The organism is Allorhizobium sp. nf9_anc (assembly GCF_056323085.1).
Window position 1 is genome coordinate 249,229 of record NZ_CM150481.1, and the last position, 15,088, is coordinate 264,316.

Sequence of the window (15,088 nt, forward strand, 5' to 3'; positions counted from 1 at the left end):
AAATTCGACCAGCCGGTCCATTTACCGACGGGTTCGCCTCGCTTCGTGGTGCCATCATCGGAACCGAGATGCAGGCTGTAGGCTTTTCATACTACGCAAACGAACCCGGAGCCGGATCATGGCCGCAGTCGTCTTTATTGTCATCGTCTTCGCGGCGGCCTCGAGCGGTGCGATTTTCAAACCAGGTGAATGGTACGAACGACTCGACAAGCCAAGCTGGACGCCGCCAAAATGGGCCTTTCCGGTGGTTTGGACAATACTCTATCTGTTCATAGGTTACGCGGGCTGGCTCGTCTGGACGACGGCCGGATGGTCGCTGCCAATGGCGATCTGGACGCTGCAGATTATCGTCAACGCGCTCTGGTCTTATTTCTTCTTCGGCATGCGACGCATGGACCTGGCGCTCGTGGATGTGGCGGTCCTCTGGCTGTCGGTCGCACTTTTTATTCTCGCGGCCTGGCCCGTGGCGCCGCTCGCGTCCCTGCTTTTCGGTCCCTATCTCGTCTGGGTTTCGGCAGCCGCGGCCTTGAATTATTCCGTTCGGCGTCTCAATCCCGAAGCCTGATCCGCAGATCGATCAGGAAAGCGACGAGCGAAGCAGTCAGCAGAAGTGCGAGCCATGGGACAGGTCCCTGGCGCATCGCGAGGCCAAAGGCTGCGAGAAGGCAGCTTCCCGAGACGGCATTGGGCACGAGGCCTGCCAGAGTGGACTTAGGCCTCAGTGCGCGCCCTGCCGCAAGCAGGGTGACCGCCCAAAGCACGACAATCGCCACGACGCTGATCCAGCCCGAGGTGAAGATTTGCGTCACCCATGCGATCATCGCTGCCCCGCAGGCATGCCGAAGAGCTGGGCAAGATCCTTGGCAAATACGCGCAGATGCGCGAGCGGATCGCGCCGAACAAGCTTCTTGTTGAGATAGGACTCCCAGGTCAGGCGCTGGACATCCGGATCGGCGCACATAGCGACGAATTTTTCGCGCAGCCTATCATTGCGATACCAGATCTTCTGCATGATGCCGAGGATCAGGAAGACACGGCCATGGGCCCGCATGAAGGTTTTCCGCGCTCCTGCCAAAGCTCGTCCGTTTCCGGCCAGCAGCGACTGGTGTGCCGCTTCTGCCGACAGCCGACCGCACAGCATGGCATAGTAGATGCCCTCACCGGATGAGGGGGCAACGGTTCCCGCGGCGTCACCAGCCAGCAGAATGTTGCGGCCGTTATCCCAGCGCCGCATAGGTTTGAGGGGAAGCGGAGCGCCTTCGCGCCGGATGACCCGACAGTCGCCGAGACCTGCCGCTAGCTTTAGCGCGGTGGTCGCTTCGCGGATGTTGTGGCCTTTGACGGCCGTGCCAGTGCCGATGCTGGTCTGGCCACCATGGGGGAAGACCCAGCCGTAGAAGTCGGGTGAGATCCGCCCGTCATAGATGACATCGCAGCGATCGGCCCGAAAGATTTCCGGGTTGGCGCCTTCAGGACTTTCGACGATCTCATGATAGGCGAAAACGTAAGGTGGTTTTTTGGACGCGGGAAACATCATCCGGCGGACCGCAGAATTGGCACCATCGGCCCCGATCACCCGGCGTGCCCTGAACTGGACGTTGCCGGCATCCTCCGTGGTTCGCGCGATCGTCAGATCGAGCAATCCATCGGTGGCCTCCCGGATGTCATCGAGTTTTCCCGTCAGCCGCTCGGCGCCGGCATCGGCTGCACGTTGGCGCAGGTACGGGTCGAAATGGGCGCGATCCACCATGCCGACATAGCCGATATCGCCAATGGTCATGTCGACCGTTCTGCCGGAGGGCGCAATGATGCGTGCAGCGTTGGCGCGCGCCACAAGCTGTGTCTCCGGGATTGCGAAGTCTGCAAGGGCCCTCGATGGAATGGCGCCGCCGCAGGGTTTGATCTTGTTATCGGGATCGACCAGGACAACGCTGTGGCCTTTCTGCGCCAGTTCTTCGGCGGCCATCGCGCCGCAGGGGCCTCCGCCGATCACGGCGACATCATAGATCTTCGGCATGCTCTTCTCCCTGCCGGTGCTCCGGCCTGAGGGTTTATTCTCCGGGCATCATGGCGGCGTCAGGCAGTGTGTTCGAGCTTGTCAGTGCTGGTCGGCCGATGCGGGTTGCCACGATTGCGGACACGAGAAAGAGGCTTGCTTCAATCGTGAAGACGGCCGCGAAGGCCAGTGCATCGCTTGCTGTCAGCCATCGTCCCAGATCGAGTGCCACGGTCCCCAGCACGCCTCCAAGCCCGAAGGCGATGGCCTGGGCCGCACCCCAGACGCCCATGCGCATGCCGTAGTTGGATTTTCGACCCTGTCCGGCGAGGATCATCATCGTGCCGACTGCCGCGACCGCAAACGCGCCGTTTGTGGCGCCGAGCAGGAAGATGTTGACTTCGAGAGGCCAGAGCGGCGCCGACTGTGTCGAGAGCGCGAGGGCAGCGAGTGCCACAGCAGACCCAAAGCAGCCCCCCGTGATGAAGTGGCGCGGCAGATGGGGGTAACGCTTTCCGAAGAAGGCCCCCGATACGCCGACGAGGATCATGCCGAGCAGAACGCCGGCATGCTGGGTGCCGGAAAGGCCTGTCGTTTCCCCCGGTGTCATGCCGAAGAGAAGGCCCGCATAGGGCTCGAGGATGAGGTCCTGCGTTGCAAAGGCGAGCATCGACAGGAAGATGAAAAGGGTAAAGAGGCGCGCCTCGCGATCCTCTAGGACATCCTGCAGGCTTTCGCGAAAGCTTGTCGTTGCCGCGCCCTCTTCCTGTCTGTCGACGGATGGCTTCTTCTCCATGCCGGCCACACCGAGAAGCCCGATGCAGAAAGCGACAACACCCGTGGCCGCCGTGACCGCGATCAGTCGTTCATGCGAATAGGGATCGAGTTGTGCACCCACGACGATCGAGGTGACGATGATGCCTGATATCATCAGCATCCAGGTGATCGTGGCTGCGGCTGCTCGTCGTTCGACGGCGGTTTTCATGGCGATCAGGGCGAGCAAGGAGGTGCCGGACGCTCCGATGCCAATGCCGATCAGGAGATAGGCGAGGATCGCTGCGAGGATGCCGGCGAGGAAGGATTGCTCGAACAGAAGTGTGGTGGCCGCAGCGCCGGTGCCGGCGATGGCAAGAAGTGCGAGGCCGCCCAGGATCCAGTGTGTGCGCGATCGTCCGGTGTCTGATTTGTGTCCCCAGACCGGTCGCGTGATCTGCACTCCGTAATGCAAGCCGACAAGCAGGCCCGGAATGACGGCGGCGAGGCCGAGTTCGACGATCATGACACGGTTGAGCGTGGAGGTGGTCAACACGACAATGGCACCGAGCGCTGCCTGGACCAGCCCGAGGCGGACTATCGACAGCCAGCTCAGTCCCGGGTTGAGGGTCAGGGTCGTTGCGGGATTTCCGAATGCCTGGCTCATGATCGCCGCCTCCTATCCCGCAGATGTTGCCGATAGAGGCAGCGAACCCAGGGCCACCGCTGCCGCCATCATGCCGCTGACATAAAGCCCGACACCCACGGCCGAGTACCACACGGCCTTGCCTTCGGGATCGCGCAGGAAGCGGATCATGCAGATGAGCTGCAAGGCAAGCACGGTCGCGACCAGCGCCGCCCCTGTCGAGAGGCCGGCGTTCGCGAGCAGGAGGATCACACCGGCTTGAGACGCGGCCATGACCAGACAGGCGATGCGGGCTGCATTGGCCGCGCCGTGCAGCACCGGCAGCGTATTGACGCCCATCTGGCGGTCACCCTTGATCGCCTTGAAGTCGTTGAGGGTCAGGATGCCGTGCGCGCCCAATCCATAGAGCAGGGCGACCAGCATTGTGAGCCTCGAAGGGGTAGCCCCGAGGGCGGCCGTCGCGGCTGTGATCCAGGGAAGTGTCTCATAGCTCAGGCCGACGACCCCGTTTCCGATCCAGCCATTCTGCTTGAACCGGAAAGGCGGAGCGCTGTAGGCCCAGGCGAGCGCCAGCCCGACGAGGGCGGCGACAAAGACCAGCGGACCGAGCAGCGCTGCCACGGCCATCGATATCACGGACATGGCGATGGCGATCATCAGTCCCCATCGTCCCGGCATGCGTCCGGACGGGATGACACGGTCCGGTTCATTGATGGCATCGACATGCCGATCGAACCAATCGTTTACCGCCTGGCTCGTGCCGCAGAGAAGTGGTCCTGCGAGCAGCACTCCGAGTGCAACCGGGAACCATCGGTCAGTAAGGCCGGCGCCCGAGGCAATCGCGCCGCAGGCGAAGGCCCACATCGGTGGGAACCAGGTGATCGGCTTCAACAATTGCACGACCGCGGAGGCGGTCGGGTAAGGGGCAGCCGGAACATGTGAAGGGATCTGGGCCATAGGAGAAGGCTAAGCCGCACCCATGAATGTGTCAACTCAAATTGACAGTTTCGGCGTCGATCAGCCTTGACGTGCGTTGCCTGGGCGGTAGTCTTCCAACCCGTGGCGGCGCAGCTTGATGTAGAGGCTCTGGCGCGACAGGCCGAGGATCTCGGCTGCGTAAGCGCGATTGTTGTTGGTCTGGTCGAGTGCTGCCTCGATGCAGATCTTTTCGATCACATCGAGGGATTCGCGGATCAGATCCTTCAGGGGAACCTTGCCGACAAGGGCCGAGAAGCCTTCCGCCTGCTCGGGGACGCCGGGCGAGGGGATGGTCAGCCGGTCGCTGCCAGTGGGCTGCGGCACGACGATCAACTGGATCGTGTTGTTTGACGCATTCAAGCGGGCAGAAATGCTGACAGCACTCTCGCCGGAAAGGTTGTCAGTCAGCGTCGAGGTGAAGCCGCGGATCGAGGGTTCGTCCAGCAGGCGCGCATAGAGAACACGGATATCGATGGCTGCAGTGGTAAACCAGGATCCGATGTTGCGGCCGAGGACCTGTGTCAGCGAAGGGGCGTGGATCAGGTCCAGAAAGAGCGTGTTGGCGGCCAGGACAAGGCCTTCAGCATCGGTCTGCACCACCGCTTCGGGAAGGTCGGCAATCTCCAGCGCCATGCCGCCCGCAGGCTTCTCCGTCCGCTGCCGGCTGGTTTCGTGATCCTGATCGGCGGGCCAGATCGCCAGCAGCACATTGGTGATGCCGTTCTCCCGGTAGGATCGGATGGTCAGCGAAACCGGCTCGCCTTTTGCAATGGTGACGCCGTCCAGGTTGACGGGGCCGGGGCTGTGGCGCGCTTCGCTTATGGCGTCACCCACCCGATCGCGATCCTCCTTCGCGAAAAGATCGCGAATGGATTTTCCGGACAGTGGCGCCCCGGTCGAGGACATGAGGGTGCTTGCGGCCGGATTGGCGTCGAGAATGGTTCGCCGTTCGCCATCCAGCATCACATAGGCGACTGTGGCGACCTTGAAGGCGGTGCGATAGCGGGTTTCGGCTTCCTTGAGCTCGCGGTAATCCGCCTCGAGCTCCATCTGCGTCTGGACCAGGCGCTGCTGGTCGAGCATCTGCTGGCGCATTTCGCGGCCAACGACGATGGTATAGGGGAAGTCCTTGGCTCGGTAAGCGGAATAGACAACCGGCAGATCTGGCTTGCCGCTGCATTTGTGGTTGACTTGATAGCCCCGCACCGGATGGTGGCGGGTCTCGGCCGACAGCATCGACACGATCTTGGGCACTGATTCGATAGTCACGCAGTCCTGAAGCCGCTTGCCAACGATCTTCGACAGCCCATAATCCGCAAGGTCCTTGCCTGCGAGGAAGATCTGGGAGACAGTGTCACTGCGGTCGACGAGGATCACGACGTCGGCGCCGAGGCTTACCAGCGAGCCGATTGAATTCAGGTCGAGGGTCTTCAGCAGGCTGTCAGCAACTGCGAAGCCATCCGTACCGCTTTGACCGTTCAGTGGCTTCATGGAGTGAGCCAATCAATTCCGCTTGGTGAAACCACTGCCGTTAGGCCTGCGGCGCGGGCCTGCTGGCTGATTCTCTCTAGTTCGTAGTAATTGTCGCAGATCCTGACGGCGGAGTAAACGCTGTCACAGATGCAGTCAATCCCCAAACTTACAAGAAAATCAATGGAATCCAGTGCTGCGGCGCCGCCAACGATGAGAGGCAGCCGGGGGCCTTTTCGAAGCTTCCGCACGTCCTGGACGAGTGTCTTGAATTCTGTCGCCAGTCTTGCGTTGCTCCAGCCGATGCAGGCGACGTCTGCCCCTTCGACAGCCCGTTCGAGGGCCCTTGTTCTCGTGGCGGCAGGCTCCAATACCTCACTTGTCCAGCCGAGGCTGTCGAAGAGCAGGCCAATCAGATGCGGCATCAGCGTATGCTGCTCGCCGAAGGGCGTCAAAACCAGGGCGCTCGGCGTATCCCCGCTTTGCACGGTTCCCCGAAGCTCCATTGAAAGCGAGATCGCCATTTCCTGCAGGCGTGCGGTTCCGATCGTGACATCGATGAAATCACATTCGTCGGCAACCCAGTCCTTGCCCAGCAGACGTGCGACGGTTTCGAGGAAGAGGACTTTTACATAATTCGGGCGGCCCGGCGGCAACTCGTGTTCGAGAAAGGCCCTGAGCGATGCCACGCGCGTGCGTGGATTGACGATGAGAAAACGAAACTCTGCGAGCGCCCTATCATAAAGGCGATCGTGCTCCAGACCCCGGTCGTATCGCGTTGACAGCTTTTCGGCGGTCATCGAAGCTACCGTTCCCTCAATCAGGCGTCGGAGTTTGTCCCCTTCGCTCTGGGTTAGGTATGCGCTCTTGCTCCCCGCAGCAAGCCCCTTGAGTGGCTTAACACCCTCGGATCCCGAAGGTTTGCCGGTATTTTGCGGGTCATTCCCGCCATGAAGCGAACCGTCCAACATCCCGCGCCGTGCTCCCCGCCCGCGAAAACCTCCCTGTGCGGCGTCGGGCGGAGACGTACGAGGTTCCGTCGGACGAGCAAGAGTAGAATGAACCGAGATTCCATTTCTGTAAATCAAAATATACGTCAATCTAAGTTGACACTTTGATTGTCTGAGAGGTAGTCTTCTTGCAATCCGGTCGCCTTTGGGAGGGGATGGGAGAAGGGATGACTGCCATGCGCATATCCAAACCATCGGCATCAAGCCGCGCACTTTACACACCGGATGAGCGTCGCAGACGCGACGAAAGTGTGTGGACCCTGGTGCAGGGCATTCTCGCTCCCGTGCAATTTCTCGTCTTCCTCGTCAGTCTCGGATTGATCCTGCGCTTTCTGGCCACCGGCCAGGGGATTTTTGCAGCGCAGATCTCGATCGTCGTGAAGACGCTTACCCTCTACGCCATCATGGTCACCGGCTCGATCTGGGAGAAGAAGGTCTTCGGCCGCTTTCTCTTCGCCGGTCCGTTCTTCTGGGAAGACGTCTTCTCTATCCTGGTTCTCGCTCTCCACACGGCTTATCTCGTCGCGCTTTTCACCGGTGCGCTGACAGCCGACCAGCTGATGGCGCTGGCGCTCGCCGCCTATGTCACTTACGTGATCAATGCCGGGCAGTTCCTCTGGAAGCTGCGTCTGGCCCGTCTCGACCAGGCCGGCAGCGCCGGTTCTGCCGGGGCGCTTGGAGATGGCTCTTCGCTCTCGGGGAGCGCGTCATGAACCAGCCTCTCGTTTCCTGCGCGCCGACCGCCACCATCCGCCAGCGCGGGCAGCATGAAGTTTTCTGCGGCCTGACCTCGATCATCTGGCTGCATCGCAAGGTTCAGGACGCCTTCTTCCTCGTGGTCGGATCGCGCACTTGCGCGCATCTCATCCAGTCTGCCGCCGGCGTGATGATCTTTTCCGAGCCGCGTTTTGCGACAGCGATCATGGAAGAGCGCGATCTGGCCGGCATGGTCGACATGCATGACGAACTCGACCGCGAAGTGGCCCGGCTGCTTGAGCGTCGCCCGGATATCCGCATGCTGGTGCTGGTCGGTTCCTGTCCGTCGGAAGTGATCAAGTTCGACCTCAATCGTGCCGCAGAACGTCTCGACAAGCGCTTCGGCTCCCGCCCGCGCGTGCTCTGCTATTCTGGCAGCGGTATTGAGACGACCTTCACCCAAGGCGAAGACAATTTCCTCGCTGCTCTTGTTCGCGATCAGGCCGTGCATGGGGCAAGCGAAAAGGTCGCCAAGCTCGTGGTGGCCGGTTCCGTCGCCGATGTGGTTGAGGACCAGTTTGCCCGGCTGCTCGACGAGATGGGTCTCGAAGATGTCGTGTTTCTGCCCGGCCGCAGCAGCGAGCGCCTGCCGAAGATCGGTCCCGAGACGCGCTTCATTCTGGCGCAGCCCTATCTCGGAGCCACGGCAGCAGCGCTTGAAAGTCTTGGCGCAAGCCGGATCAACGCGCTTTTCCCGCTCGGCGAAGAGGGCACCACTGCCTGGCTGAAGGCGATTGCCGATACGTTCGGTGTCTCGCCTGCGCGCTTTACGGCCATCACGGAGGCACCCCGCCGCCGGGCCCTCGAAGCCACGGCGCATTACCGCAGTGCCCTTGCCGGCAAGCGGATTTTTCTCTTCCCCGACAGCCAGATGGAGCCGTCGCTCGCCCGCTATCTCAGCCGCGAGCTCGACGCCGAGATCATCGAGGTCGGCAGTCCCTATCTGCACCGCGAACATGTGGCCGGCGAGCTTGCCATGCTGCCGCCGGGTGTCTCCATTTCTGAGGGCCAGGACGTCGAAATCCAGATCGACCGTTGCCGCGCCGCCAAGCCTGACCTCGTGGTCTGCGGCATGGGGCTTGCCAATCCCTTCGAAGCCGAAGGCATTGTCACGAAGTGGTCGATCGAATTCGCCTTCACCCCGATCCAGGGCTATGAGCAGGCCGGTGATCTCGCCGAGCTCTTCGCCCGTCCGCTGACGCGCAAAGCCATGATCGCGGGCGACCGCTCCGGCAACCGGAGGGCCGCATTATGAAACTCACCATGTGGACCTATGAAGGACCGCCGCATGTGGGTGCCATGCGGATCGCCGCCTCGATGAAGGGCGTGCACTATGTGTTGCACGCGCCGCAGGGCGACACCTATGCCGACCTGCTCTTCACCATGATCGAGCGGCGCCCGTCGCGTCCGCCGGTGACCTACACGACCTTCCAGGCGCGTGACCTTGCCGGTTCGACCGCCGATGTGTTCAAGAATGCCTGCCGCGATGCCGTCGAGCGCTTTCAGCCGGATGCGCTTCTGGTTGGTGCTTCCTGCACGGCAGAGCTCCTGCAGGACGATCCGGCGGGCCTTGCCAAGACGCTCGACGTGGCAATCCCAGTGGTACCCCTGGAGCTTCCTTCCTATCAGAAGAAGGAAAATTGGGGCGCTGCCGAGACCTTCTATCGCCTGGTGCGCAACTTTGCCGGTGGCCGGGAGCGCCCGGCGGATATCGCGCCGAACAGCTGCAACATTCTCGGGCCGTCGGCGCTCGGGTTCCGCAACCGCGACGACGTCACGGAAATTTCGCGGTTGCTCGCAGCCAACGGTATCGATGTCCGGGTCGTGGCTCCTCTGGGTGCGACGGTCGAGGATCTCGCACGCCTGCCGGAGGCTGCCTTCAACATCGTGCTCTATCCGGAGATCGGCGATAGCGCTGCGCGTTATCTCAAGAAGACCTTCGGCATGCCCTTCGTCTCCACAGTGCCAATCGGTGTCGGCGCCACACGCAGCTTCCTCAGGGAAGTTCGTGCATTGGCCGGCCTTGCGGAAGACGTTCCGGTCGGAGAGGCCGAGGATCGGGCAACCTGGTATGCGCGCTCGGTCGACAGCAATTATCTCACCAACAAGCGTGTCTTCGTTTTTGGCGACGCGACCCACGCGATTGCCGCGGCCCGCATCGCTAGCCGCGAGCTTGGTTTCAAGGTCTGCGGCCTTGGAACCTATATGCGCGAATTTGCCCGTGAAGTGCGGGAAGCAGCCGAAGAATTCGGTATCGAAGCGCTGATCAGCGACGATCATCTCGATGTCGAGCAGGCGATCATCGACGCCCGCCCGGAACTGGTGCTCGGGACGCAGATGGAACGGCACATCGCCAAGCGCCTTCGGGTTCCCTGCGCTGTCATCTCGTCTCCTGTGCATGTCCAGGATTTCCCGGCCCGCTATTCGCCGCAGATGGGCTTCGAAGGCGCAAACGTGATCTTCGACAGCTGGGTTCATCCGCTGATGATGGGGCTCGAAGAGCACCTGTTGCAGATGTTCCGCGACGATTTCGAATTCAACGACGGGGCGACCGCGTCCCATCTGCATGAAACGCATGCTGCGGTTCCTGCGCCAGTTACCCCGATTGAAGTTCCTGTTGCTGCCGCTGCTGCCGTTGTTGAAGGACCTGTCGGTTGGACGGCCGAAGCCGAGACTGAACTGAAGAAGATACCCTTCTTCGTCCGCGGCAAGGCACGCCGCAACACAGAGCTCTTCGCCGCCGGCAAGGGCATTCAACCCATTACCGTGGAGACGCTGTATGACGCGAAAGCTCATTTCGCCCGCTGACAGCACCCCGGTCAGGGTTGTGCTGGTGACGCTCGACAATCACATGGGGGCAGCCGTCGACGACGCCCGCCGCAAGCTCGCCGTCGATCTGCCGGGTCTTTCCCTCTCAGTGCATGCTGCGACCGACTGGAACGACGATCCGGCAAGCCTCGAGGACTGTCGCGCGGCAATCCTGGCCGGCGATATCGTCATCGTCTCGATGATCTTCGTCGAGGAGCATGTACGGGCAATCGCCGATGTGCTCGAAGCGCGCCACCGCGAATGCGATGCCATGGTCTGCTGCATGTCGGCTGGCACTATCATGAAATACACTTCCATGGGCCGCTTCCGCATGAGCGAGGAGCAAAAGGGTCCCTTGGCCTTGCTGAAGAAGCTTCGGGGAAAAAGCTCGCGCGGTGGCAAGGACAGTGGTCGCACCGCCGGCGAGCGCCAGCTCGCCATGCTGCGCCGCCTGCCGCAACTGCTTCGCTTCATTCCGGGCACAGCACAGGACGTGCGCAACTATTTCCTGACACTGCAATATCGCATCGCTGCATCGGACGAGAATATCGCCAACATGGTGCGGCTCCTGGTCAACAAATATGCCAAGGGCGAGCGCAAGGCGCTTGCCGGTCGGCTGAGTGCCGGCGATCCGGTCGAATATCCGGAGGTCGGCCTTTATCATCCGCGGATCAAGCCGCGCGTGACGACGCGTCTTTCCGATCTGCCATCGGTATCCGGTGGTCGCGGCACGATCGGCGTGCTCCTGATGCGGACCTATATCCTGTCGGGTGATACCGGTCATTATGACCGCGTCATCCGTGAGCTGGAGACCCGCGGCTACAATGTCGTGCCGGTCTTTTGCAGCGGGCTCGACATGCGCGGCGCCATCGAGCGCTACATGCTGCCGGCGAATGGCGGCGTAACGATCGATGCGCTCTGCTCGCTTACCGGTTTTTCGCTGGTCGGCGGTCCCGCCTATAGCGATGCTGCCGCTGCCGCCCAGACGCTCGAAGCGCTCGACGTTCCCTATATCTCCGCCTTCGTCACCGAGTTCCAGACGAAAGAGGCGTGGCTGTCTTCTTCTCAGGGCCTGACCCCGATCGAAACCACGCTGATGGTCGCCATTCCGGAACTGGATGGCGCGATCGGCTCGATGGTCTTCGGTGGCCGGTCCGATGGTGGTGGCAAGCCGAAACCCTGCATCTGCTCGCGCGAGCTGAGCGCCTGCCCGTCGGGTCGCTCCTGCATGCAGCCGGATTCCGAGCGGGTAACCCTCCTGGCTGACCGGCTCACCGCCATGGTCGATCTGCGCCGCAAGGCGCGTTTCGAGCGCCGCGTTGCGATCACAATGTTCAACTATCCACCGAACAGCGGAAGCATCGGCACTGCTGCCTATCTCTCGGTTTTCGAAAGCCTCTTTGAAACCATGCGCCGCCTGAAGGCGGAGGGTTATGACGTCGAATTGCCAGCGGATGCCGAGGCCTTGAAGGTCTCCATCCTCGAAGGCAATGCGCCACTCTATGGCACAGAGGCGAATGTCCATGTGGTCATTCCCGCCGACCAGCATGTGCGCGGCGAAGTGCATCTGGCGGACATCGAAAAGCAATGGGGCCCAGCACCCGGACGCGTGCTCAGCAATGGTCGCGGCCTCTTCGTGCTCGGCCGTCAGTTCGGCAAGCTGCTGCTCGGGATCCAGCCACCCTTCGGGTACGAAGGCGATCCGATGCGGTTGCTGTTCGAGGGCGGCTTTGCGCCGAACCATGCCTTTGCCGCCTATTATCGCTACCTGCGCGACACCTTTAAGGCCGATGCCGTGCTGCATTTCGGCACCCATGGGGCGCTCGAATTCATGCCGGGCAAGCAGGTTGGTCTGGCGGGCGACTGCTGGCCGGACCGCTTGCTGGGCGCCTTGCCGAATTTCTATCTCTATGCGGCCAACAATCCGTCGGAAGGCACGATCGCAAAGCGCCGGTCTGCGGCCACGCTCGTTTCTTATCTGACGCCACCGATCACCCATTCCGGGCTTTACAAGGGATTGAGCGACCTCAAGGGAAGCCTTGATCGCCACCGTGCTGCGGCTCCCGAAGCCCTGGTTGAGCGTGAGCGGCTGTTTCAGCTCATCCAGGTTCAGGCCGGACAGCTCGAACTTGGGAAGGACACGCTGGGGCTCGCCGAGGCCGATGTCATCCAGAAGCTGGTCGCCGAGGTGGCCGAGGTCGAATATGCGCTGATCCCACACGGCCTGCACATTGCCGGCCGCGGCATGGACGAAGCCGAGCGGCTGGAAATGCTGGAGCATGTCGCGACCAATATGCCGTCGATCAGCCGTCATGGGCGGCAGGTCGAATTGCTGGGTGCCATCGCCAAGAACGATCTCGTCACCGTCGCGCGGATGACGAAGGATGCGGATGCCGAGCTCAAGGAGAGTGTCGACAAGCTGGTCACCATGAACCGCGAGCTTGCGGACAACGGCGAAATCGACGGCCTTATCCGGGCGCTCGATGGTCGCTATGTGCTTCCCTCGCCATCCGGTGACCTGCTGCGCACGCCCGAGCTGCTGCCGACCGGTCGCAACATCCATGGTTTCGATCCCTTCGGTATCCCAAGCGCCTTCGCTGTCCAGGACGGCGAGCGTCAGGCGGCCAAGATCCTCGAACGTTATCTCGCCACGGATGGGCGCCTGCCCGAAACCGTGGCTGTGGTTCTCTGGGGCACCGACAATCTGAAGGCCGGTGGCGCGCCGCTGGCACAGGCCATGGCGCTGATGGGCGCCCGCCCGAAACTCGACGCCTACAACCGTGTCTGTGGCGCGGTTCTGGTGCCGCTCGAAGAACTGCAGCGTCCGCGCATCGATGCTGTCATGACGCTGTCGGGCATCTTCCGCGACCTTCTGCCCATCCAGGCAAGCATGCTGGCCGAGGCGAGCTATCTCGCCGCTATCGCCGACGAGCCGGTCGAGATGAACTTCATTCGGAAACATGCGCTCGCCTATTGCGAAAGCCATGGCTGCGACATCGAGGCTGCTGCCTACCGGGTCTTTTCGAATGCCGATGGCGCCTATGGCTCCAACGTCAACATGCTGGTCGCGTCGTCGTCCTGGAGCGATGATGACGAGATCGCCCAGACCTATAGCAACCGCAAGAGCTTCGCGATCAACCGTCGCGGCAAGACCAGCCATCAGGCCGAGGTGTTCGATGCGATGATCGGTCAGGTTGATATGGCCTATCAGAACCTCGATTCCGTCGAGATCGGCGTGACCACGATCGAAAACTATTTCGACACACTGGGCGGCCTGACCAAGGCGGTCTCGAAAGCCAAGGGTGGCGCGACGCTGCCGGTCTTCATCTCCGACCAGACGCAGGGCGAGGGCCGTGTTCGTACCCTCGGCGAGCAGGTGGCCTTGGAGACACGCACACGTACGCTGAACCCGAAGTGGTTCGAAGGCATGCTGAAGCATGGCTACGAGGGTGTGCGCAACATCGAGACGCAGGTGACCAATACCTTCGGGTGGTCGGCCACGACAGGCGATGTGGACCCTTGGGTCTATCAGCAGATCACGGAAACCTTCGTGCTCGACGCTGCCATGCGCGAACGGCTGGCGACGCTCAATCCGGCCTCGGCCGCCCGTGTCGCCAACCGGCTGATCGAGGCGCATGAGCGCAACTATTGGCAGCCGGATGCAGAAACGCTCGCCGCCCTGAAACAGGCCGGTGAAGAATTGGAAGACCGTCTCGAGGGGCTGGTCAGGGAGGCTGCCCAATGAACATCTACACTCATGGCAAGATCGCCGAACGCGAGGCCCGCATCGCTGAGAAGCTCCGGGAGCGAGCCGATGGCGAAGGCAGCGTTCAGGTGCATCTCGACCCGACGATGGAAATCGATGGCGCGAAAGTTTTTGCGGTCTATGGCAAGGGCGGCATTGGCAAATCGACGACCTCGTCGAACCTCTCGGTCGCCTTCTCCATGCTCGGCAAGCGCGTGCTGCAGATCGGCTGTGATCCGAAGCATGATTCCACATTCACGCTGACCAAGAGCCTGATCCCGACCGTCATCGACGTTCTGGAAAAGGTCGATTTCCATTCGGAAGAACTCCGTCCGGAAGACTATATGGTCGAGGGCTATAACGGTGTGCAGTGCATTGAGGCGGGCGGTCCGCCGGCCGGCACCGGCTGCGGCGGTTACGTCGTCGGCCAGACGGTCAAGCTGCTGAAGGAGCACCACCTGCTCGACGACACCGATGTCGTGATCTTCGACGTGCTCGGTGACGTCGTCTGTGGCGGCTTTGCCTCGCCGCTCCAACATGCCGAGCGCGCGGTCATCGTCGCTGCCAACGACTTCGATTCCATCTTTGCGATGAACCGGATCGTTGCCGCCATCAAGGCGAAGTCGAAGAACTACGATGTGCGCCTCGGCGGCGTCATCGCCAACCGGTCACGCGAGACGGACCAGATCGACCGCTACAATGCAGCGATCGGGCTGACGCGCCTCGCTCATGTGCCTGATAGTGATCATGTGCGGCTGAGCCGGCTGAAGAAGAGCACGCTGTTCGAGATGGGCGACAGCCCGGAGATCCTCGGCATCCAGAAGGAATACATGCAACTGGCCGAGCGACTCTGGGCGGGTACGCCAGCACTCGAGGCCGAACCGATGAAGGACCGGGAAATCTTCGAATTTCTCGGCTTCGAGTGA

General features: G+C 61.8%; 12 protein-coding genes. 6 read left to right on the forward strand and 6 right to left on the reverse strand.

What is annotated here, in order from left to right; translation table 11 throughout:
- The first annotated feature begins 118 nt into the window (after positions 1 to 118).
- On the forward strand, positions 119 to 565 hold the full coding sequence (locus AC02Y0_RS01045) for a TspO/MBR family protein (protein ID WP_476381718.1): 447 nt from the start codon (positions 119 to 121) through the stop codon (positions 563 to 565).
- Here the strand turns inward: AC02Y0_RS01045 and AC02Y0_RS01050 are convergent.
- From AC02Y0_RS01050 to AC02Y0_RS01075, 6 genes are read right to left on the reverse strand one after another with little or no spacing between them, the layout of a single operon-like run.
- Positions 549 to 809 (reverse strand): hypothetical protein, encoded by a 261-nt coding sequence (locus tag AC02Y0_RS01050; protein ID WP_444567262.1) that lies wholly within the window; start codon positions 807 to 809, stop codon positions 549 to 551. The genes AC02Y0_RS01045 and AC02Y0_RS01050 overlap by 17 nt on opposite strands.
- Before the next feature lie 8 nt (positions 810 to 817).
- On the reverse strand, positions 818 to 2,017 hold the full coding sequence (locus AC02Y0_RS01055) for a geranylgeranyl diphosphate reductase (protein ID WP_102018703.1): 1,200 nt from the start codon (positions 2,015 to 2,017) through the stop codon (positions 818 to 820).
- A gap of 34 nt (positions 2,018 to 2,051) precedes the next feature.
- Positions 2,052 to 3,416 (reverse strand): BCD family MFS transporter, encoded by a 1,365-nt coding sequence (locus tag AC02Y0_RS01060; protein WP_476381720.1) that lies wholly within the window; start codon positions 3,414 to 3,416, stop codon positions 2,052 to 2,054.
- A gap of 12 nt (positions 3,417 to 3,428) precedes the next feature.
- Positions 3,429 to 4,352 carry a chlorophyll synthase ChlG gene (chlG, locus tag AC02Y0_RS01065; RefSeq protein WP_476381722.1) on the reverse strand — a complete coding sequence of 308 codons (924 nt, stop codon included), beginning with the start codon at positions 4,350 to 4,352 and terminating at the stop codon, positions 3,429 to 3,431.
- 60 nt (positions 4,353 to 4,412) lie between these two features.
- Positions 4,413 to 5,864 carry a transcriptional regulator PpsR gene (ppsR, locus tag AC02Y0_RS01070; RefSeq protein ID WP_476381724.1) on the reverse strand — a complete coding sequence of 484 codons (1,452 nt, stop codon included), beginning with the start codon at positions 5,862 to 5,864 and terminating at the stop codon, positions 4,413 to 4,415.
- The gene (locus AC02Y0_RS01075) at positions 5,861 to 6,643 is read right to left on the reverse strand and encodes a cobalamin-binding protein (protein ID WP_476381726.1); all 783 of its coding nucleotides are present in this window, start codon (positions 6,641 to 6,643) and stop codon (positions 5,861 to 5,863) included. The genes ppsR and AC02Y0_RS01075 overlap by 4 nt, the downstream gene beginning before the upstream one ends.
- Before the next feature lie 377 nt (positions 6,644 to 7,020).
- On the opposite strand from AC02Y0_RS01075, the gene bchF reads away from it, so the two are divergent.
- Genes bchF through bchL form a run of 5 tightly spaced genes read left to right on the forward strand, consistent with a single transcriptional unit; the run spans position 7,021 to position 15,088 of the window.
- Positions 7,021 to 7,566: a 2-vinyl bacteriochlorophyllide hydratase gene (bchF, locus tag AC02Y0_RS01080; protein ID WP_476381727.1), complete on the forward strand. Its 546-nt coding sequence runs from the start codon at positions 7,021 to 7,023 to the stop codon at positions 7,564 to 7,566.
- Positions 7,563 to 8,864, forward strand: coding sequence for a ferredoxin:protochlorophyllide reductase (ATP-dependent) subunit N (locus AC02Y0_RS01085; RefSeq protein WP_476381729.1), 1,302 nt, complete (start codon positions 7,563 to 7,565; stop codon positions 8,862 to 8,864). Before bchF ends, AC02Y0_RS01085 begins: the two co-directional genes overlap by 4 nt.
- Entirely contained in the window at positions 8,861 to 10,417 is a 1,557-nt protein-coding gene (gene bchB / locus AC02Y0_RS01090) for a ferredoxin:protochlorophyllide reductase (ATP-dependent) subunit B (protein ID WP_476381731.1), read from the forward strand. Before AC02Y0_RS01085 ends, bchB begins: the two co-directional genes overlap by 4 nt.
- Positions 10,389 to 14,162 carry a magnesium chelatase subunit H gene (locus tag AC02Y0_RS01095; protein ID WP_476381732.1) on the forward strand — a complete coding sequence of 1,258 codons (3,774 nt, stop codon included), beginning with the start codon at positions 10,389 to 10,391 and terminating at the stop codon, positions 14,160 to 14,162. Before bchB ends, AC02Y0_RS01095 begins: the two co-directional genes overlap by 29 nt.
- Positions 14,159 to 15,088 (forward strand): ferredoxin:protochlorophyllide reductase (ATP-dependent) iron-sulfur ATP-binding protein, encoded by a 930-nt coding sequence (bchL, locus tag AC02Y0_RS01100; protein ID WP_054147805.1) that lies wholly within the window; start codon positions 14,159 to 14,161, stop codon positions 15,086 to 15,088. The genes AC02Y0_RS01095 and bchL overlap by 4 nt, the downstream gene beginning before the upstream one ends.

Bases quoted from the DNA above. Each gene is read 5' to 3' on its own strand.
- AC02Y0_RS01045 (WP_476381718.1), top strand. From the start codon at position 119: ATGGCCGCAGTCGTCTTTATTGTCATCGTCTTCGCGGCGGCCTCGAGC.
- AC02Y0_RS01055 (WP_102018703.1), bottom strand. From the start codon at position 2,017: ATGCCGAAGATCTATGATGTCGCCGTGATCGGCGGAGGCCCCTGCGGC.
- AC02Y0_RS01060 (WP_476381720.1), bottom strand. From the start codon at position 3,416: ATGAGCCAGGCATTCGGAAATCCCGCAACGACCCTGACCCTCAACCCG.
- chlG (WP_476381722.1), bottom strand. From the start codon at position 4,352: ATGGCCCAGATCCCTTCACATGTTCCGGCTGCCCCTTACCCGACCGCC.
- ppsR (WP_476381724.1), bottom strand. From the start codon at position 5,864: ATGAAGCCACTGAACGGTCAAAGCGGTACGGATGGCTTCGCAGTTGCT.
- AC02Y0_RS01075 (WP_476381726.1), bottom strand. From the start codon at position 6,643: ATGACCGCCGAAAAGCTGTCAACGCGATACGACCGGGGTCTGGAGCAC.
- bchF (WP_476381727.1), top strand. From the start codon at position 7,021: ATGACTGCCATGCGCATATCCAAACCATCGGCATCAAGCCGCGCACTT.
- AC02Y0_RS01085 (WP_476381729.1), top strand. From the start codon at position 7,563: ATGAACCAGCCTCTCGTTTCCTGCGCGCCGACCGCCACCATCCGCCAG.
- bchB (WP_476381731.1), top strand. From the start codon at position 8,861: ATGAAACTCACCATGTGGACCTATGAAGGACCGCCGCATGTGGGTGCC.
- AC02Y0_RS01095 (WP_476381732.1), top strand. From the start codon at position 10,389: ATGACGCGAAAGCTCATTTCGCCCGCTGACAGCACCCCGGTCAGGGTT.
- bchL (WP_054147805.1), top strand. From the start codon at position 14,159: ATGAACATCTACACTCATGGCAAGATCGCCGAACGCGAGGCCCGCATC.